16 protein-coding genes are annotated in these 20,901 nt (G+C 43.4%); 8 read left to right on the top strand and 8 right to left on the bottom strand.

Annotation, left to right across the window (positions count from 1 at the left end):
- Nucleotides 1-74 precede the first annotated feature (74 nt).
- Entirely contained in the window at nucleotides 75-1,361 is a 1,287-nt protein-coding gene (gene bioA, locus ACRRS1_RS10770; protein WP_432453188.1) for an adenosylmethionine--8-amino-7-oxononanoate transaminase, read from the top strand.
- A 51-nt stretch (nucleotides 1,362-1,412) separates the two neighbouring features.
- Here the strand turns inward: bioA and ACRRS1_RS10765 are convergent, their stop codons facing one another.
- On the bottom strand, nucleotides 1,413-1,781 hold the full coding sequence (locus tag ACRRS1_RS10765) for a hypothetical protein (RefSeq protein ID WP_432453189.1): 369 nt from the start codon (nucleotides 1,779-1,781) through the stop codon (nucleotides 1,413-1,415).
- Nucleotides 1,782-1,934: 153 nt separating this feature from the next.
- Here ACRRS1_RS10765 and asnS point away from each other — a divergent pair, with 153 nt between their 5' ends.
- Together asnS and ACRRS1_RS10755 are read left to right on the top strand one after the other, a co-directional pair.
- Nucleotides 1,935-3,335 carry an asparagine--tRNA ligase gene (gene asnS / locus ACRRS1_RS10760; RefSeq protein ID WP_432453190.1) on the top strand — a complete coding sequence of 467 codons (1,401 nt, stop codon included), beginning with the start codon at nucleotides 1,935-1,937 and terminating at the stop codon, nucleotides 3,333-3,335.
- Nucleotides 3,336-3,521: 186 nt separating this feature from the next.
- Nucleotides 3,522-4,205, top strand: coding sequence for a DUF3334 family protein (locus ACRRS1_RS10755; protein WP_432453191.1), 684 nt, complete (start codon nucleotides 3,522-3,524; stop codon nucleotides 4,203-4,205).
- A gap of 210 nt (nucleotides 4,206-4,415) precedes the next feature.
- Here ACRRS1_RS10755 and ACRRS1_RS10750 read toward each other — a convergent pair whose 3' ends face one another.
- Nucleotides 4,416-4,955 (bottom strand): NAD(P)H nitroreductase, encoded by a 540-nt coding sequence (locus ACRRS1_RS10750; protein ID WP_432453192.1) that lies wholly within the window; start codon nucleotides 4,953-4,955, stop codon nucleotides 4,416-4,418.
- A 192-nt stretch (nucleotides 4,956-5,147) separates the two neighbouring features.
- Nucleotides 5,148-7,172 (bottom strand): oxidoreductase, encoded by a 2,025-nt coding sequence (locus ACRRS1_RS10745; RefSeq protein ID WP_432453193.1) that lies wholly within the window; start codon nucleotides 7,170-7,172, stop codon nucleotides 5,148-5,150.
- 157 nt (nucleotides 7,173-7,329) lie between these two features.
- Between ACRRS1_RS10745 and sppA the strand changes: the two genes are divergently transcribed.
- On the top strand, nucleotides 7,330-9,162 hold the full coding sequence (gene sppA / locus ACRRS1_RS10740) for a signal peptide peptidase SppA (protein ID WP_432453194.1): 1,833 nt from the start codon (nucleotides 7,330-7,332) through the stop codon (nucleotides 9,160-9,162).
- Nucleotides 9,163-9,243: 81 nt separating this feature from the next.
- Nucleotides 9,244-10,254: an asparaginase gene (gene ansA, locus ACRRS1_RS10735; protein ID WP_432453195.1), complete on the top strand. Its 1,011-nt coding sequence runs from the start codon at nucleotides 9,244-9,246 to the stop codon at nucleotides 10,252-10,254.
- 3 nt (nucleotides 10,255-10,257) lie between these two features.
- Here ansA and ACRRS1_RS10730 read toward each other — a convergent pair whose 3' ends face one another.
- On the bottom strand, nucleotides 10,258-10,533 hold the full coding sequence (locus ACRRS1_RS10730) for a YeaC family protein (protein ID WP_432453196.1): 276 nt from the start codon (nucleotides 10,531-10,533) through the stop codon (nucleotides 10,258-10,260).
- A gap of 176 nt (nucleotides 10,534-10,709) precedes the next feature.
- Between ACRRS1_RS10730 and ACRRS1_RS10725 the strand changes: the two genes are divergently transcribed.
- Entirely contained in the window at nucleotides 10,710-11,528 is an 819-nt protein-coding gene (locus tag ACRRS1_RS10725) for a DUF2989 domain-containing protein (protein ID WP_432456182.1), read from the top strand.
- 10 nt (nucleotides 11,529-11,538) lie between these two features.
- On the opposite strand, the gene msrB is transcribed toward ACRRS1_RS10725, so the two are convergent.
- The 4 genes from msrB to malQ form a co-directional block, all read right to left on the bottom strand.
- Nucleotides 11,539-11,937: a peptide-methionine (R)-S-oxide reductase MsrB gene (msrB, locus tag ACRRS1_RS10720; protein ID WP_432453197.1), complete on the bottom strand. Its 399-nt coding sequence runs from the start codon at nucleotides 11,935-11,937 to the stop codon at nucleotides 11,539-11,541.
- Nucleotides 11,934-14,033 (bottom strand): glycogen debranching protein GlgX, encoded by a 2,100-nt coding sequence (gene glgX, locus ACRRS1_RS10715; protein ID WP_432453198.1) that lies wholly within the window; start codon nucleotides 14,031-14,033, stop codon nucleotides 11,934-11,936. Before glgX ends, msrB begins: the two co-directional genes overlap by 4 nt.
- A 46-nt stretch (nucleotides 14,034-14,079) precedes the next feature.
- A complete protein-coding gene (gene glgB / locus ACRRS1_RS10710; protein ID WP_432453199.1) occupies nucleotides 14,080-16,290 on the bottom strand; it encodes a 1,4-alpha-glucan branching protein GlgB in 2,211 nt (736 codons plus the stop codon).
- A 171-nt stretch (nucleotides 16,291-16,461) separates the two neighbouring features.
- Nucleotides 16,462-18,657 carry a 4-alpha-glucanotransferase gene (gene malQ / locus ACRRS1_RS10705; RefSeq protein ID WP_432453200.1) on the bottom strand — a complete coding sequence of 732 codons (2,196 nt, stop codon included), beginning with the start codon at nucleotides 18,655-18,657 and terminating at the stop codon, nucleotides 16,462-16,464.
- 317 nt (nucleotides 18,658-18,974) lie between these two features.
- Here malQ and gap point away from each other — a divergent pair, with 317 nt between their 5' ends.
- Nucleotides 18,975-19,970, top strand: a complete 996-nt coding sequence (gene gap, locus ACRRS1_RS10700) for a type I glyceraldehyde-3-phosphate dehydrogenase (protein WP_432453201.1) — start codon at nucleotides 18,975-18,977, stop codon at nucleotides 19,968-19,970.
- Between the two features lie 63 nt (nucleotides 19,971-20,033).
- The gene (locus tag ACRRS1_RS10695; RefSeq protein WP_432453202.1) at nucleotides 20,034-20,882 is read left to right on the top strand and encodes a D-hexose-6-phosphate mutarotase; all 849 of its coding nucleotides are present in this window, start codon (nucleotides 20,034-20,036) and stop codon (nucleotides 20,880-20,882) included.
- The last annotated feature ends 19 nt before the right edge of the window (nucleotides 20,883-20,901 follow it).

Here is a 20,901-nt window from a genome sequence, read left to right as displayed (position 1 = left end):
GTATTCGGCTAGTCTATCCACAGCCAGCCAGCTGTCAACTTCAAATTACCCAAAACTTTACTAACGGTTAAATAATGAGCACAGATATTCAGTTCGATCAAGACCATCTTTGGCATCCTTACACCTCATCAATTGCTCCTCTGCCCTGTTATGCGGTGGCGTCAGCATCCGGCTGTGAAATTGAACTCGAAGACGGCCGACGTTTGGTTGATGGCATGGCTTCTTGGTGGGCCTGCATTCACGGGTATCAAGTCAAAGAGTTAGATCAAGCCGCCAGCGAGCAATTAGCTAAAATGTCACACGTGATGTTTGGTGGTTTAACTCATCAACCCGCGGTAGAGCTTGCCAAGCGTTTAGTCGACTTAACACCAGCATCCTTAGAACAGGTTTTTATTAGCGATTCGGGATCCGTCGCGGTGGAAGTGGCCTTGAAAATGGCCTTGCAGTACTGGCATGCTAAAGGCCAAAAACGGACTAAGTTTGCCACTATTCGTCACGGTTACCATGGCGATACATTTGGCGCTATGTCAGTATGCGATCCGCAAGGCGGCATGCATCAGCTTTATCAAGGTTTCCTGCCTGAACATCTATTTTGCGCTGCACCACAAACTCGCTTTGATCAAGCATGGGATCCAAAAGATTTTATACCGATGCAACAGATGTTAGACGCCCACCACTCACAAATCGCCGCGGTAATTATCGAGCCCATTGTACAAGGTGCAGGAGGGATGCGAATTTACCATCCTCAGTATTTAAAACAACTAAGGCGTCTTTGCGACCACTACGGATTACTGTTGATTGCCGATGAAATCGCAACCGGGTTTGGCCGTACTGGTAAACTGTTTGCCTGTGAACATGCCGATATTGCGCCTGACATACTTTGTTTAGGTAAGGGACTTACTGGAGGCTATATGAGTTTGGCCGCCACTCTCACCAGCAAAACCATTGCCAACACCATCTGTAGTGGCGAGGCTGGTGTATTTATGCATGGTCCGACATTTATGGGAAATCCCCTCGCCTGTGCCGTTGCCTGCGCCAGTATCGACCGACTCCAAAATGGGCCATGGCAACAACAGGTCGCGGCTATCGAACAGCAACTAAAAAAACAGTTAGCGATTTGCCAACAGCTTAACGCGGTGGCCGATGTTCGGGTATTAGGCGCGATCGGGGTCGTGGAAACTGAGATGGCGGTAAATGTCGCTGATATTCAGGCCAAATTTGTTGAACTTGGAGTATGGATCAGACCTTTTGGAAAATTAGTCTACATCATGCCGCCCTACGTGATCAGTGCCCAACAACTCAGCAAATTATGCCATGCTATCTATACTGCGTTAGCTGAACTTGATACAAGACATGACTAACTAAGTAGGGTCTTTGGTTGGCGATAACTTGAAGGACAAGGCGCTACAATACTAAGAAAAAACATTTAAGTAGTATGCAAACAAAGTGGTTAACACGATCAAAGCTAATAAGCCCATGTTAATAATGAAATGATCCCCCTTGCGGCGGGATCGACTCCAATTGAAGCCGATCGTGGTCAGAGTAATCCCACAACAAGTCCACAACAAATAAACAAACACCGTTCGCAGGTTTTCTTGCCAGTGATCACGGTAACCCACCCCATCATTAGGTTGAAATGCCGAATAGGCTATTTCCGGACGAGCGTAGTGATAAACGATGAGAGCTGCCAAGAAAGCCCCCCAAGCTAACAAAGAAAACAGCACAAATAATTTTTGTAAGCCGTCTGGGCCCTTTCTTCGCTCGATTCGTTTTTTTGGCATTCGCTTACCTATATTCTGAATACTCAGCAGTTTAATTAAGATAACATAGCGATTTCTAATGTTTTATCAATTTTTACTTGAGTCTTTGGCCTCACCAAGTAACATTGGTTCCCTTATAATTTTAGCACTATCAGATTGGAGCAATTGTTTGCTATGACGCATTCTTCAGTGACAGACGTATTGAGTGGTAAATTCAGCGTTGGTCAACAAGTTACTATCAAAGGGTGGATCCGCACTCGCCGCGATTCTAAAGCTGGTCTTTCTTTTTTAGCCATTCATGATGGCTCATGTTTTGAGGCAATTCAGGCGGTCGCTCCCAATACTCTATCTAATTACGAGAATGATGTGTTAAAGCTTACCGCAGGTTGTTCGGTAATGGTTAGTGGTGAAGTGGTAGAATCCCCCGGACAAGGCCAGTCCTTTGAAATCCAGGCCGAGCAAGTTGAAGTGCTGGGTTGGGTTGAAAATCCCGATAGTTACCCAATGTCAGCCAAACGCCACAGTATTGAATATCTTCGTGAACATGCCCACCTACGACCACGCACCAATGTCATTGGTGCCGTGACCCGGGTCCGAAACTGTTTGGCGCAAGCGATTCACCGCTTCTATCATCAGCAGGGTTATATGTGGGTAAGCACCCCAATCATTACTGGTAGTGATACTGAAGGTGCAGGTGAAATGTTCCGCGTATCCACGCTAGACATGAACAACTTACCTTTAGATGACAAAGGTGAAATCGATTATCAACAAGACTTCTTTGGTAAAGAGACTTTTCTTACGGTATCCGGTCAATTAAATGTGGAAACCTACGCCTGTGCATTATCTAAGGTCTACACCTTCGGACCGACGTTTCGCGCTGAAAATTCAAATACCAGTCGCCATTTGGCCGAATTTTGGATGGTTGAACCAGAAGTCGCCTTTGCCGATTTAAACGATGCCGCCAAACTCGCCGAAGATATGCTTAAGTATGTATTTAAAGCGGTATTGGACGAGCGCATGGATGATATGAATTTCTTTGCCCAGCGGGTCAACAAACAAGCCGTGAGTCGCCTACAAAATTTTGTTGAAGCAGATTTCGCGCAGGTCGATTACAGCGACGCAATTCAAATTCTAATCGATTCCGGTCGCAAGTTTGAATTCGACGTAGAATGGGGCATCGATATGTCTTCAGAACACGAACGCTACTTAGCCGAAGAACACTTCAAAGCTCCGGTGGTCGTCAAAAACTATCCCAAAGACATTAAGGCCTTCTACATGCGCCAAAATGACGATGGCAAAACTGTTGCGGCCATGGATGTATTAGCACCAGGCATTGGTGAGATAATTGGTGGTAGTCAGCGCGAAGAGCGTTTAGACGTGCTCGATAAACGCCTCGCTGAGCTGGGCTTAGATAAAGATGACTACTCTTGGTATCGCGATCTACGTCGTTACGGTACTGTGCCGCACTCAGGCTTTGGTTTAGGTTTTGAACGTTTAGTCTCTTATGTTACCGGTATGACCAATATTCGCGATGTAATTCCTTTTCCACGCGCACCTAAAAACGCAGAGTACTAAACTCTCAGGTATGATTGGTTATTTGAAAAGCCCCAAAGACTGGGGCTTTTTTGTACCTACTTTGTTAAGCATGAGCTTGATTGAGTCCTCATAGAGGATAAACAAAACTATACAGCACCCGACACATCATCCATACTTAGGCGCATTAATAATGTAAAAGTCATCGCGATTTTAAGAAGGACCTACATGAAAAGATTGAAAGTTGTCACCACTGAAGATGTATTATTAACCCTCTGTAATTCCGTCACCAATGTCTTAAGTAAGGCGACCGCCAGTGACATTAGATTCTCAGCGATGGTGCAAAAAATTAACAAAACCTGTTTAAAACCCGACATTGGTTGTTTTGTGTTATTCGATGGTGGATTCTCTGGTTTAGTGGTAATTAATTTTACCGCTCCTGCTGCCATGGAGATTTATAGAAATTACATGTTGCATATGGGGATCCCTGAGTCAGAACTAGCACAACAACATACAGCCGACGAAGTGGGAAATGTTATGGGTGAGTTGATGAATCAGATGGTCGGCTACTTTACCGGAGTGATCGGCAAAGAATTGCAAACTTCGCTCACCCAGAATCAACCCAAAATGTTAGCGTTAAACAAACAGGTATTAATTTCTATCGATACCAACTTGGATCGCCCACAAGCTCGCCGAGTAACCTTTACCACCGCAAAAAATAACATCTTTTACTTGGAGTTGGCGATGGACAAAACTGAGTTCATTAAGTTGCATGAATTTGAAACAGAAGATGATGTTGATCCTGATGCACTAATTGAGCAAGCAGCTCTCGATAAAAAATCAGAACAAGCCAGTATAGCCACTGCGACCGCAACTATTGATCAAGATTTACTCGATGAGCTCGGTATTTAAGCCTGTCGACTGAACCTATTGATTAAGTGATATCGCTATTTTTCAGTCTAAACCGAAGTAACTGTAACTTAGGTTTAGACTGAAAGTAACCAGTCATGCGATAAAAAACGTAATAACCCGCGACTTCAAATAGCCATCAATGTCTCTGTATCAAGCAACCCTGCAAGTCTTGAAATCGATAAACAAGCCAAATGACATTTCCCGGGAAAACTAAAGCCAGCTAATATAATCTTTAAAGGCTAACTGTTTATGTTTATTCGGTTTTACTTGGGGACTGCCTAAATACAAAAATCCAACAATAGACTCTTGTTCAGCGAGTCCCAATTCGTCGTTAACAATTGAGCTATAAGCCATCGCTCCTGTGCGCCATATTCCGTTATAACCTTGAGCAAGCGCTGCCATTTGCATTGCTTGTACAGCACAACCGGCAGAGAGCACCTGTTCTATCTCAGGAACTTTGGTATGCGATTTAGGTGATGCGATCACAATCGTAATCAGCGGCGCTCGAAAAGGCATCGCTCTCGCTTTTTCTTCATCGGCTTGCTCGGCAAACGCCGCTTTTTCAAAAATGGAGGAGAGTCTAGTGAGCCCTTCACCACTCACATGGATGAAACGCCAAGGTGTTAATCCACCGTGGTCAGGCGCTCGTAAACCTGCATTCCAAATTACTTCTAGTTCAGCCCCCTCTGGAGCTGGTGCGGCCAAACGCGCACAAGACTGACGCTCTAATAATAAGTCTAAGGCGTTCATTGTGATCCTTAAGAGTTAAAATGTAACACCATTGTGATTGAAATATCATAAAAGTAAAGCGCTGCTTGCCCCTTGTTAGCTAAAGGATTAACAAGCCCACATTAATCAAAAATGTAGCTATAACGATAGCTTGTGGGGTTCAAACTGCTTGCTCTTCAGCGATGTGTAAGCCTAGATAACCAGCATGACTGCTTATATCATTGCGGCCAATTCAGCGCCTTGACGAATAGCCGCTTTTGCATCAAGTTCTGATGCCAAAAATGCCCCACCAATCAGATGCGAATGACGACCTAAAGCGCTTAGTTCTTCATGCAACGAACGTAAGCTTTCTTGGCCTGCACACACCACAACATGATCAACTTCCAATACCGATTGCACGCCATCGATTTTGATGTGTAAACCCTGGTCGTCAATTTTGAGATATTCAACCCCAGCAAGCATTGTGACCCCATTTTGCTTTAAACTTTCACGATGGATCCATCCTGTGGTCTTACCAAGCCCCTTACCGACCCTGCTCGCCTTACGCTGACACAGAAAAACTTGTCGTAAAGGATGATGCTTTAAGACCTCCTTTTTCAAGCCACCAGCATTGGCCATAGAAGAGTCAATGCCCCAATTGTCTAACCAACGCTCAAGATTGGTGGCTAAGGACGGCTGTTGTTCCACCAAATACTCAGCCACGTCAAAACCAATACCACCTGCCCCAATAATTGCAACCCGCTCCCCTACTGTTTTATGATCCTTTAGTACATCTAAATAGTTATAGACCTTAGGGTGCGCGATGCCTTCGATGGGCGGCGTTCTCGGCACAATCCCAGTAGCGATCACCACTTCATCGACCGACAACTGGGCCACCATCGCCGAATCTAGCTTAGTATTTAGCTTTAAAATTATCCCTAAATGTTTAATCTGATTTGAAAAATACCGCAAAGTTTCATAGAACTCTTCTTTACCAGGGATCTGCTTTGCGTAATTGAATTGTCCGCCAATCTGATCTGCCGCATCATAAATAGTCACCCGATGCCCGCGTTGTGCTGCATTACAAGCAAAAGCTAATCCTGCCGGACCCGCGCCCACCACCGCAATGTTTTTAGCGTCCATCACCGGCGAGAACGTTAACTCGGTTTCGTAACATGCCTGCGGGTTCACCAAGCAACTGGCGCGCCGTTGTTTAAACACATGATCTAAACATGCTTGATTACACGCAATACAAGTATTAATCAGCTCAGACTGGTCCGCTTTAGCCTTTTGTACAAACAGCGGATCGGCAAGTAAAGGTCTCGCCATCGATACCATATCCGCTTGGCCAGAACTTAAGATGTTCTCAGCAATCTCGGGTGTATTAATTCGGTTCACCGCGACCAAAGGAATACTAAGGTGTTGTTTTATTTTTTCCGTCACCCAAGAAAACGCACCACGCGGCACACTCGTCGCGATGGTAGGCACTCTGGCTTCGTGCCACCCAATACCAGTGTTCAGTAGTGTCACCCCCGCCAGCTCCAAAGCTTTTGCTAAGTGAATAACTTCTTCTAACGTACTGCCTTTTTCAACCAGGTCTAACATCGATAAACGAAAAATGATGATGAAATTTTGCCCCACAAGAGCCCGAGTTTGTTTCACTACCGCCAACGCGAATTTGATACGATTACAATAGCTACCACCCCAGCTATCATTGCGTTGGTTGGTTCGCGCGCAAATAAACTGGTTAATTAAATAACCTTCCGAGCCCATAATTTCCACACCATCATAGCCAGCACGTTGAGCAAGTTTCGCGCTAGTTGCAAAATCTTTAATGGTGCTCAATATTTGTCGCTCGCTCATTGCCTTAGGTTTAAACGGGTTAATTGGCGCTTTAATCTTACTGGCACTGACCGAAAATGGATGATAAGCATAGCGGCCTGCATGCAAAATTTGCAGTGCTATCTTTCCCCCCTGTTGATGAACTGCCTCGGTGATGAGGCGATGTTTTTTGATTTGCCATGGAAAACTGAGCTGGCAACCATTAGGCGTTAATCGGCCGCGAAAGTTTGGCGCAATCCCACCAGTGACGATCAAACCAACACCTCCCTTTGCTCTCTGCGCATAAAAGGCTGCAAGTTTGGCAAAACCGCCTTTCTCTTCCTCTAAGCCTGTATGCATAGAGCCCATCAATACACGGCTAGACAACTGGGTGAAACCTAAATCCAGGGGCGCTAATAAGTGCGGGTATTTGGTCATCTCTGGCACCTCAACTTGATGATTAATGTTATTAAACTGTTAATAGATTATCGGAAGTAAACTCACGTTTCAAACATTTGTTTAAATAATTCAAGATGCCTGTTTATCGGGTCTATGTTAACGTTTATCCATCGTTGACTTTAATAAGTGGGTCCCAGTGTTTAAATTTATAAAAAACCTCTTCAGTCTATTCTGGAAAAGCTTAAATTTTATTCGTTCACTGATCGTTAATTTGTTACTTATCGGCATGATAATTATCGTTGTCGTAGCGATAAATCAAGTGAGCGAGCCGCCAAGCACTGAGCCAGAAGCTTCGGCGCTACGCATCAATTTAGATGGTCAAATTGTAGAACAACGGCAACGACTTAACCCAATGACGGAACTAAGTAATGAGTTAGTGGGTAATCCTCAGGAAAAAGAAATCGATCTACAACGCTTGGTTGACACCATCGATGCCGCCGCAACAGATAACAATATTACCGGTATTATTCTATCACTGGACCAACTTCCACCGACCAGTCAAACCAAACTCGCTATCATTGGCCAAGCTCTGGAACGATTTAAAAGCAGCAACAAACCAATCCTGAGTTACGCTGACTATTATGATCAACACCAGTATTACTTAGCCAGCTTTGCCGACGAATTGCTACTCAACCCTAAAGGCGCAGTATTGATGCGCGGTATTAACTCTCGTCGTTTATTTTATAAAGATGTTATCGACAAGCTTGATGTGAGTACTCATGTATTTCGGGTTGGCACTCACAAATCATTTGTTGAACCCTACATACGCAACGATATGTCACCAGAAGCGAAACAAGATTTAGCCCATTGGATGGATCAGCTGTGGCAAGGCTATTTAATTACCGTTGCTCAAAATCGTAAACTTGATGCCCAGCAGCTAGTCCCTGAACCAAAGCGACTGATACAGCGTTTAACCACGGTTGAAGGCGATTCAGCCCTCTATGCAGAACGCTTTGGTTTAGTTGATCAACTGGTTACACGAGATCAAGCAAAACAATATTTTGTTGAACAATTTGGTGAAGCCGATAACAAGCTAGGTTATCACTACCTCAGCTACCAAGATTACGCCCAATCAAGAACTTTAAGTCATAGCGAGGCAAACGATAACAAAATCGCCCTGTTAGTCGCCCAAGGGCCGATCGTTTCGGGCGAAGGTGAAGAGAAGGTAATTGCCGCTGATACAGTGTTAAGACAACTCGACCAAGCCCTGCAAGATGACCAAGTCAAAGCGTTGGTGATGCGGGTTGACAGCCCTGGAGGAAGTGCCTTTGCCTCTGAGCTGATCCGCAATAAACTCCAGCAATTCCAAACCAAAGGGATCCCTGTCGTGGTTTCTATGGGCAGTGTTGCTGCTAGCGGCGGATATTGGATTTCTGCCAGTGCCGACCAAATTTTTGCCAGCCCAACCACCATTACGGGCTCGATTGGTATCTTCGGGATGTTTGCCACAATCGAAAACGCGCTAGCAAAACTTGGGGTCCATAGTGATGGCTACGCCACCACCACGCTTGCAGAACTAAGTCCTTTTCAAGCCCTTCCGGAGGAGTTAAAACAGCTTATTCAATTAAATATTGAACATGGATATCATGACTTCTTAAACTTAGTTTCAGAGGGACGCGGCATCGAAATAGCAAAATTAGATAAACTGGCTCAAGGACGGATCTGGACTGGCAAAGACGCTTTGGCAAATGGTTTAATCGACCAACTTGGTGATCTGAATGATGCTATCGCCTATGCGGCAAATATGAGTGAGCTACAAGACTATCAAATCGACCGCTTAACCGTTCCGCTAAATCCGAGAGAGCAATTCATTGCCCAATTGTTTGACTCCCAAATTAGTCGCTCACTAGAAGCTTTGATTCCCCATTGGCGCTTATTAAAGGCTCTCTCTGAACAAGCACCCGCCCTCGAAATGTTTAACGATCCACTCGGACAATACAGTTACTGCGCTATTTGTGAACAGCTATAAACTACAGCATTAACGCTACGCAGTGATTGCTTTAACAAAGCATCAGACTATAATTTCAAAAAATTTTTGAATTATAGTCTGATGAACCGAAAATCTATTTATATCGCCTATACAGGCGGTACCATTGGTATGCAACGCAGCGAACAAGGCTACATTCCTCAAGCGGGTTTTATGAGCGATTGCTTAGAAGCCATGCCTGAATTTAAGCGTGAAGAAATGCCCCTGTTTACCGTACATGAATTCTCACCCTTAATCGATTCTGCGGACATGGATCCTCACCACTGGCAATTCATCGCCGATGACATCCAAGCCAATTATGAAAAATACGACGGATTTGTAGTACTACATGGCACCGACACCATGGCATATACTGCATCAGCGCTGTCTTTTATGTTGGAAAACCTTAGCAAACCAGTGATAGTCACCGGCTCTCAAATCCCTTTAAGTGAGCTGCGTTCTGACGGACAAACAAACTTATTAAATGCCTTGTATCTAGCCGCGTACTATCCGGTTCATGAAGTATGTCTATTTTTTAACAACAAACTATTAAGGGGTAACCGCAGTACTAAAGCCCATGCAGACGGCTTCGATGCGTTTATGTCACCAAACTTCCCCCCGCTACTGAAAGCCGGTATAGATATTGAAGTTATTGCCGGAGAAATAAAGCCCACTGGCATTAGTGCACTACAGGTTAGCCCCATCGTCCCACAACCAATTGGGGTCGTCAGTTTATATCCAGGGATCTCTGCAGAAGTATTAGCTAATTTATTACAACAGCCAGTTAAGGCCCTGATTCTATTGAGTTACGGCGTGGGGAATGCCCCCCAGCATCCAGCGATGCTCGAACAACTAGAGCAGGCCAGCGAGCGAGGGATCATTGTTTTAAATTTAAGCCAATGCTTAACCGGAAAAGTTAATATGGGGGGCTATGCAACCGGTAATGCCTTGGCTAAAGCTGGGGTCATCAGCGGTGGGGATATGACCACCGAAGCGGCTTTAGCTAAGTTGCATTACTTACTAAGCAAAAACCTACCAAGTATGCGAATCCGCGAATTACTTTGCCAAGACATTCGCGGCGAGATTTCAGTCTGAATATCAAGATTGAGTAAGTTGTACAATCACTTGCTCATCTTTATATTGTCGTTTCAGTTCCTGTTTGGACTTCATCACTAATTCGCCGTCAGTACCAACCGTAAAGTGTTGTGGTTGATGGTTATGCTTGGCTTGATACAAAATAACCAACTGTTGAGTATGATCTCGCTGCTCAGCATTCAGTTTTTTACCATCAGGCCAACGCCCGGTTTCAACAGCATTCAGCATGTTTTGGTAAATTTCGGGGCTCATTGCAGCCAACAATTTCTCTACATCCATTTATCACTCCTATAATCTAATAAGAACATTAACAAACCAGTAACCAACTGCCAAGCAATAAGCAAGCGAACAAAAGAAAATTCAAGTAACGCTGAAGACAACATAAAATAAAAATATGCTAACCTTAGCTGCATCGCAATATACTAAAAATAATACAGGAATAAGACTTGTCTACCATGAAACTAACTGGACGTTTTTTATGTTTACTCTTACCGTTAGCACTCAGTGCTTGCGATCTCCGCTTTAATATTTTCAATTTTGGTAGCCTATCGGCCAAAAAAGTCTGTAACAACAATCCGGAATTATGCGAAGACCTAAACCAAGATGGCTGGTGTAAAAAAGAACGTTCAGCCGTCATACTCAGCCGTTATAATGAATCCAAAGAACCTAATGACCCGCACAAATACCAACTCATCAAAGATTATAAAGACTATAATGCTTGTATAGAATTAGCAGCGAGTATCGAACCAAGATACGACAAATCACGTAAGACAAAACGAGTGGTTGGCATGTTAACGTCGATAGAAGAATTGGCCCGCCTAGAAGCCGAAACTACAAATTCAGATTATCCGTTTTTACTCATGTATCACTGGAAGCAGCTCCGCGATAAGCAAGCTAAACAACGTTTCTTGGCTTTAGAAGGTAGTGATGCTTTAAAATCACCTGAATTACAGTGGACACTTGCCATGTATTACAATGGCAAGAACGCGAAAAAAACCATCACTATATTAGAAAATACCTTCAAGCTATTTCCTGAAGATGAAACCATACCAGCTAAATATGCCGAAGCGATTGTTTCTCAATACATGGTATTAAAAGACTACAACAATGCCTATATTTGGGCTCAAATTGCTTCCCAGTTTGATGATCATATTCAACAGGATTATTCAGGTCTCAATTACCAACTAAACCTGACGGAACAACAACAAGAAAAATTGGAAGAACAAGCCGAGACCATTGCTGAACAAATAATAAATAGACAATATCGTTTGTAAACTTCTCCGTCTATTTGGCCTTAAAGTCGAGCGCTACCGAATTAATGCAATAGCGCTCGCCAGTTTCCGTTGGGCCATCATTAAATACGTGGCCCAAATGAGCATCACAAGCTTGGCAACGCACTTCTACCCGTTCCATATTATGACTTTTGTCACTTATAAACTTAATTGCTTGATGGTCAGAAACACGATCAAAACTCGGCCAGCCACAACCAGAATCAAATTTTGCGTCAGATTGAAATAACACCTGTTGACAACAAACACAAGCATAACTGCCCTGTTCTTTGTTATGTAATAACTTGCCACTAAACGGACGTTCGGTCGCCCCTTTTCTTGTGACTTGGAAAGTTAATTGATCAAGTAGCTGTTGCCACTCCTGCTCTTCTTTAAACAAAACACGATGACTCATGAAGGAATTTGTTCTAATAGTAACATGGAGTTGGCACTTAACTTAAGGCTGTCGGGGGCAATAAGTTTCTTCGAATAAATAGCATTATCAGTGGCTGTGTCCATTTGTTGCACCCAAATAAAACTACTTTCTACATTCGGAATGGTGAAATCAATGGGGTGATCACAGGCATTAATGATCCAAAACCAACGTTCTTTCGGGTCTCGAACAGAACGTAATTCCACTGCAACCGACCATGCGTGGGCATCATGCCAGTCTTCTTGGCGCATGTGTAAACCATCATGTCGATACCAACGAACACTATGGTGCCTATAATGGGATTTCTCGTAACTATCATTTTCCAATTGCAAATGATTAAATAACGGACAACGCTTACGTAATTTAATCAGCTTCTGCGTAAAATCCAAAAACTGTTGCTGCGCACTATCCAAGGTCCAATCAAACCAACTAATCTTATTATTTTGACAATAAGCATTATTATTTCCTTGCTGGGTGCGGCCCAATTCATCCCCACCAAGAAAATGAGGAACGCCTTGAGAAAGCATCAGGGTCGCCAATAAATTTCGTTTCTGTTTACGACGTAATGCCAAGACTTTCTTATTTTCAGTTACGCCTTCAACACCGTTATTTGCTGAAATATTATGCCCATGTCCATCCCGATTCTCTTCGCCATTCGCATAATTGTGACGTTGCTCGTAGCTCACTAAATCTTCTAAAGTAAAACCGTCGTGGTAACAAATATAATTAACACTGCTATGGATACTTCTTCGGCTAGCAAGAAACATATCTCTTGAGCCCATCATTCGAGTAACCATCTGGCCGAGCAAACCGTGCTCTCCTTTCCAAAATGCTCGACAAGTATCACGAAATCGATCGTTACATTCCATCCAACGCTCAGGGAAGCGACCTAATTGATATCCATCTTGACCAATATCCCAAGGCTCAGCGATTAACTTAGCTTGAGACAAAATGGGGTCTTGTGCGATCGCTTTGAAGAATGCAGCATGACTACTAAAATGATTATTTTCTCGGCCCAGGCTAACCGCTAAGTCGAACCGGAAGCCATCGACTTGCATAACATCTACCCAATAACGCAAGCTATCAAGCACTAAGCGCAGTCCAATGGGGTGATCTAAACTCACACTATTCCCACAACCAGTATTATTCGTATACTGACTATAATTAGGGCTGTCACCAATCTGCTCAAATAAATAATACCTTTTGTTATCAAGTCCGCGATAACACAACGTTGGCCCATCCGCACCCGATTCTGCTGTGTGGTTAAACACCACATCCAAAATCACTTCTAAACCATGGCGATGAAATTCACGGACCATGGTTTTAAATTCAACTAAGGCATCATTTGCTGCATAACGCGGCTCCGCGGCCATAAATAAAATCGGGTTATATCCCCAGTAGTTACTCAAACCTAAAGCTTTCAAGCGAGGCTCAGACATAAATGCTGCGATAGGCATTAATTGAATACTGGTAATGCCCAAGTTTTTAAAATGCTCAATGCTTGGGGCACTCACCAACCCCAAATAACGCCCCTGTAATTCTGGATCTACGTCCGGTTTTAATTGACTAAAGCCTCGAACGTGGGTCTCATATAAAATAGTTTCATGGCGTGGGATATTGGGTTTACCGACTCCTTGCCAATCAAAGTCGTCGTCGACAACAATACACTTCGGAATCATTGTCACATCATCCTCTTGATAGGCCTTTGCATCCCAAATCAAAGGCCGAGAAATCGCTTTAGCATAGGGGTCTAGAATTAACTTGCGGGGATCGTACCAACAACCGTGTTCAGGTTGATAAGTTCCGAATACTCGATATCCGTAATACTGACCCGCTTTAATTCCTGCGATGTGACCAAACCTTATCCCTCCCTGCTTACTCGGTAATACAATCCGTGATATCTCGTTTTCATCCGAGTCAAATAGGCACAATTCAACGTGTTTGGCATCACCCACGTTAATTGAAAAATTACAGCCATTTTGATCAAGGCTTGCCCCAAGGGGAAAACTACAGCCAGGTGAGACTTGCTCTGCACTCAGCCGAATGGGTAGTGCTTGAAGTTGACTTTTTATAGACATGCGAACCTTACTTCCCCCCTCGTGTTACAAGGGGGCTTGTCAAAAACTAATCTATTTTGATTAAATACAATGTTGCCAACGGAGGCAAGTTTAATATGATGGAATTTTCTCGACCATGGCCAGTAATCGCCTCACTTTGGAACTCTATGCCTGCATCATAATTCCCTCCCCAATACAGCTCTGAGTCGGTATTAAGGATAATCCGATAGCTACCTTGCTCTGGCACACCCAGACGATAACCATCTCGAGGGACTGGTGTAAAATTACACACAACAAACAAGCTTTCTTGAGAACTTAACGCATTACGCTGAAATGCTAGAATGCTGTTTTCCCAGTCATCTAAATCTATCCAAGTAAATCCTTGGGTATCATAGTCACCTTCATACATAGCAGCATGACTGCGATAGACGGTATTCAGTTGTTTAACCAGTGCTTGTTGACCTTGATGTTTAGGGTATTTCAAGACGTTCCATTCTAGACTCGTGTCATGATTCCATTCACTTGACTGCGCAAATTCGGTCCCCATGAAATTGAGTTTTTTGCCAGGGTGGGCAAACATAAACGCAGTATACGCGCGTAAATTTGCCGCTTGCTGCCACTCATCACCTGGCATTTTACCAATCAATGAGCCCTTACCATGAACAACTTCATCATGAGAAATCGGTAATACGAAGTTTTCATCGTAGTTGTACACCATCGCAAAGGTAATTTCACTGTGGTGATATTTTCTAAAGGCAGGGTCTTTTTGCATATAGGTCAGGGAGTCATGCATCCAACCCATATTCCACTTAAACCCAAAACCAAGGCCACCGGTAAAGGTTGGACGAGAAACGCCAGCAAAAGCAGTTGACTCCTCAGCAATCGTCATCGCATGTGGATACTGGCGGTATACCTCTTCGTTAAACCATTTTAGAAGACTGATTGCTTCATAGTTATGATTACCACCGTCAACATTTGGTACCCACTCACCTTCTTCCCGTGAATAATCCCAATATAACATCGATGCCACAGCGTCAACGCGTAAACCATCGACATGAAATTTATCCAACCAAATTAAGGCACTCGCCACTAAAAATTGACGAACGGTATCGCGTCCAAAGTCATAAATGTAAGAGTTCCAATCATTATGCCAACCACGACGGGGATCTTCATACTCATATAAAGCCGTACCATCAAATTTAGCTAATCCATGGGAATCACTCGGAAAATGTGCAGGTACCCAATCAACAATCACACCGATACCATGCTGATGACATTGATCAATCAAATATTTTAAATCATCTGGATTACCGAAACGACTCGTGGGTGCAAACAAGCCAATTGGCTGGTATCCCCAAGATCCATCGAAAGGGAACTCAGAGATTGGTAATATCTCAATGTGGGTGTAACCCATCTCCTTAATGTAATTAACGAGTTCGACAGCCAATTCACGATAACTAAGATACTGATTTTCTTGCCCTTCAACTTTTCGTTTCCAAGATCCCAAATGCACTTCATAGATGCTCATTGGCTGGGTAAGTTTGTCATTCAGCTGTGATTCAATCCAAGCTTGGTCGTTCCATTGATATTGGCTATGATCCCACACCACCGAAGCAAAAGACGGATATTGCTCCGCGTAAAAACCGACAGGATCAGTTTTATGCGGCAAGCTGTTCCCGTGTAGATCTTTAAGTTCATATTTATATTTAGTTCCTGCCGCCAAACCCGGAACAAATAATACCCAGTGACCATCTAAAGAACGCTGCATCGGCATGCGACGCCCATCCCATTGATTGAAATCACCAATCAAGCTCACACTAAAGGCGCTTGGTGCATATACCGCAAAACGCACCCCATTCACTGATACGCCGTCTACCACTAAACTTTTGACTTGGGCCCCAAGTACCTGATAAATATTTTCAGGCGCATGGGACATAGTTGCTAATCCCTCATAGGCCTCTTCTGTGAACTGATAGGGATCGATAACTGCGAGAGTGTGTTTGCCATAATCAACTTCGAGGCAGTAGTTGAAACGTTGCTCAGTGTCGAACTTCAACTCAAACAACCCCTGCTTAGCGAGTTGTTGCATTGAACCTAAGATTTCTCCCGATAAAGATTTAACCGTAATCGCTGTAGCATCTGGTTGCCAAGCTCTTAAAACCAGCCCTGATTTATTTTTATCTTGATTTAAACCAAGCACACTAAATGGCTCTTTTAAGCGAACATTAGACAACTGTTGAACTAACCGAGAAACCTGAGAAGACAAAGATCGTTTCATTATTTACTCACCTTAAGATCCTGAGAATATGACAATTTACTAAGTTAAGCTTAGGTTAGCGCAAGTCACCTTGCTTTTCTGCATAAATGACCACTAAAGTGAGATCGAAAGCATTTTCATAAGCAAAAAAAAAGCGCTCCAAAGAGCGCTTGATGATATATAACACAAAACTTAACTGGCTTTAAGGCGAGCGTCAGTGAGTTGCTGCATTAAATGTTGTACATCATCATTACCAAACAAGTCCGCTAAATTCCAAGTTAATTTCCGGCGCCAGTTGGGATATTCGCTAGATGTACCTGGAACATTCACCGGTTTATCCATTTCCATCCAGTCTTCCAATTGAACTGAAAGTAAATTACAACTTCCTTTCGCCATATGAACTTGAATACCGTAATTCAATCCACGGTCCATTCCGACCCAATTCACATCACGAGAAATATAATCAGGAATACTGTGATGCCCATGCAGTGAATCAAGTAACTTCTGTTTGTTGTCATGACGGCTTTGATAAAGACTTTGTAACACTGCTTCATCGGGGTAAATCCCCAATTCACGACCTAATGCCAAATCATCACAATGCCAGAAACCGCGTAAAGTCGGCATATCATGAGTGGTCACCGCGGCCATTGCTTGGCTTGGATAATGAGACGGCGAAATATAGCCGCCATCAGCAGCTTGTTCAAAGAAGAAAATTCGGTAAGAGTGAACCCCATTTTCTTGTAAGATTTCAAAAATTCCATCAGGAACGGTGCCCAAATCTTCACCAATGATCAAACATTGATTACGGTGACTTTCTAAGGCAAGAATACCTAACAGATCTTGGATCGGATAATAAATATATGCACCCTTATCGGCAGAATCTTCTACAGGCACCAACCAAAGTCGCAATAAAGCCATTGCATGATCGATACGTAAAGATCCACAGGAGCGCATATTAGAACGGAATAGGTCAATCATGGGTTGATAAGCTTGTGCTTCGAGCACTGCTGGATCCATAGGAGGAAGACCCCATTTTTGCCCCAAAGGTCCAAGGATATCGGGTGGCGCGCCAACACTGGCATCTAAACTATATAGATCACCGTTTGCCCAAATTTCAACACTTCCCTCACTCACACCAACGGCTAAATCGCGGTAAAGTCCCATCACCATTCCCGAAGCCTTCGCCACAGCATCAACTTCGGCAAGTTGCTCATCAGCTAACCATTGCAGCCATAGATAAAAATCCACTGCATCTTGATTTTCGCTCACCCACTGAGCGACACCTGGCAAGTGATACTCTTTATATTCATCTGGCCAAGCCTGCCAACCCCAGGCATTACCGATATTATTATACAAATGTTCCTGCAAGGCGTCATAGGTGGCTTGAGCGGCTAAACTTTCTCCACCTTCCTTAATGAAAGACCGAAATGCATTTGCCCTTTTACTACGACCTTTTTGAATGGTTTGAAATTGTTTAAAAACCAATCTCAAAGCTTCAAGTTTCGCTTCGGTAACACCAGTGTAATCAACCCATTCACTTTTACGAAGTTGCTGTAAACGATTCTGGAAAACCGAACTCTCGACCAAAGCCACTGCCTCTGAGTTTGCAAACTCAGCAATCGCTTCTACATCGATATAAACGATGTTTAGCCAGCGACGAGAAGAGGGACTATAGGGGCTTGCAGCCTCTGGGTTAGCTGGATAAAGAGAATGGATAGGATTTAATCCAACAAAGTCACCACCACTAGCTGCGATGTTTTTCACTAACAATTTGAGATCAGAAAAATCACCAATACCCCAGTTTGTTTCACTACGTAAACAATATAACTGGACGCTTGGCCCCCATATTTTTTTCCCAGAAGCAATTTCTGGTTGAATATAAGCCGCTTGGGGCGCAACGATATAACGGGTTTCAGCAAGAACTTTGCGCCCTCCTTTCAACGCCAAACTCAAATGGTGATAGCCAATCGGAAGCTCAATCGTTAAAAGAACGATGTAAGTCTGATACTCAACATCGTGAATCGCATGCGCTTCAACTAGTTCACCATCGACGGGGACAACTTGGCCTTTAAACGCCTCACCTTGTTCCGTTTCTAGTTTCCAACTAAAAGTTTTGTTAGCCAACTCAATTGGAACTCTAATCTCTAGAGGGTATTGCTGTGCGACTCTCACGACTTTAACGGTAGGCATAAGCTGCTGCCAGTAATTTAATACATCCTCTTCATACCTTTGCGCTAATTGCTCTGCATCATCTACAGGGTAACCCAGTGCTTTTAATAATTTTACTTTGCTTTCAGGCACGACCTGAGTCGGATTCCCCCAAGCGTCAACGTAGTTGGTTTCTATGCCGCGAAGCTTTACCAACTGTTCAATGATTTGATCTGACATAACATTTCCCAAGTTATTGCTTTGTATCTAACTAATTATTATTTTTTTGCGTCTGTATTGTACTCATCCTAAAGCTCGATTTATCGATCTAGCACAACATTCGCTTTATTTATTTTATCTGAGATTAGGCTATTTAGGTTGTTTTTTTTAACGACTCACCCAATACTTCCTATTTGGAAAGTAGGCTTGGTCATTTTTAAATCATTAATTGATATCGCGCAAATTAATTGTCGATTCGACTTGAAGAAATTTCAGAATGTTGTAAGTTTACAACCAAATTATACATCTTCTAACAACTAGGAACATTAGGTATCACTATGACAATTAAAGTTGGTATTAACGGTTTTGGCCGTATTGGACGTTTCGTATTCCGTGCTTCTGTTGAGCGCAGCAACCTTGAAGTTGTAGGCATCAACGATTTAATCGACGTTGATTACATGGCTTACATGCTAAAATACGATTCAACTCACGGCCGTTTCAACGGTAGCGTAGAAGTCGTTGACGGTAACCTAGTCGTAAACGGTAATGTTGTTCGTGTAACTGCAGAGCGTAACCCTGAAGATCTTAAATGGGACGCAATTGGTGTTGATGTAGTTGCTGAAGCAACTGGTATCTTCCTAACTGACGAAACTGCTCGTAAACACATCACCGCTGGTGCGAAAAAAGTAGTTTTAACTGGTCCTTCTAAAGACGCAACGCCTATGTTCGTAATGGGCGTAAACCAAGAGTCTTACGCTGGCCAAGACATCGTTTCTAACGCTTCTTGTACAACCAACTGTTTAGCACCGATTGCTAAAGTATTAAACGACAAGTGGGGCATCGAATCTGGTCTTATGACCACTGTTCACGCAACCACTGCAACTCAGAAAACTGTAGACGGTCCTTCAGCGAAAGACTGGCGTGGTGGCCGTGGTGCTTCTCAAAACATCATCCCTTCTTCAACTGGTGCAGCGAAAGCAGTAGGTGTTGTTCTTCCTGAGTTAAACGGCAAATTAACTGGTATGGCTTTCCGCGTACCAACTGCTAACGTTTCTGTTGTTGACTTAACAGTTAACCTTAAAGAAGCAGCAAGCTACGAAGAAATTTGTGCAGCAATGAAAGCCGCTTCTGAAGGCGAAATGGCTGGCGTACTTGGTTACACTGAAGATGCAGTTGTTTCTCAAGACTTCATTGGTGAGACTCAGACTTCAGTATTTGACGCAACGGCTGGTGTTGCCCTAACTGACAAATTCGTTAAAGTTGTATCTTGGTACGATAACGAAATCGGTTACTCAAACAAAGTTCTTGATTTAATTACTCACATTTCAAAATAAGAACTGTAACTAAATTTTCAAAGGCGACCCTTCGGGTCGCTTTTTTTTTGGGGAGAACAAATAATGATTCTTGAACGATTGAACTTACAGGTTGTAAAACAAATCGATAATGCCGTCTTCGAAGTCATGAACACCGCTGGGATGTTATTTTATTGGGTTGACCATCCTAAGGTGAAAGCGCTCATTTCCCAGCAAGGAGCACAATTACTTAGTTTTCGTCCAAATCTTGGACAAGAAAAACTCTGGCTCAGTCCAATCACTAAGTTCGAGCCTGGTAGCGCTATTCGTGGTGGCGTGCCCATTTGCTGGCCTAGTTTTGGCGATTCAAATCCAAGTCTGCCGGGGCACGGATATGCAAGGATCAATGACTGGCACCTGGAAGAAATAGACACCACTGAACAACAATGTAAACTAATATTCCGTTTGAATAGCCGTTTAGATCCCCTTATCGACTTGAAGTGTGAGTATGTTCTGAATCAACAAGCCAGTATTCAATTAACAACGACCAATAACAGCGAGCAAATATTTAGTTTTAATGGCGCGCTACACAGCTATTTTTGCGCAGATGTGGCTAAACTACAGATTACTGGTTTGGGCGATCATTATTTTGATTCAGTCACTCGCCAAAATGTTACGGTCACAGAACCATTCTCTTTAGCACCCCGAACCGACCGAATTTATTTACAGCCAGAAGCAACGACTCGACTCGACTCATCTTACGGTTTGGTCAACATTCATCACCGCGGTCATAATTCGGTCGTGGTCTGGAATCCAGGCACTGAACTGGCAAGCAATATGGTCGACATCCAACAGTACTCAACACAGTTTATCTGTATCGAAACAGCCCTCACCCAAACAACCATCGACTTAGAGCCAAAACAATCCCACAGCCTAGAGCAACAAATTGTATAACGAGCCAGACAAAAAAAGC

Source organism: Agarivorans sp. Z349TD_8, from assembly GCF_050870825.2.
Taxonomy (GTDB): Bacteria; Pseudomonadota; Gammaproteobacteria; order Enterobacterales; family Celerinatantimonadaceae; genus Agarivorans.
Note: the sequence above shows the minus strand (reverse complement) of the source record. Positions and strands in the feature narration are given on the sequence as shown.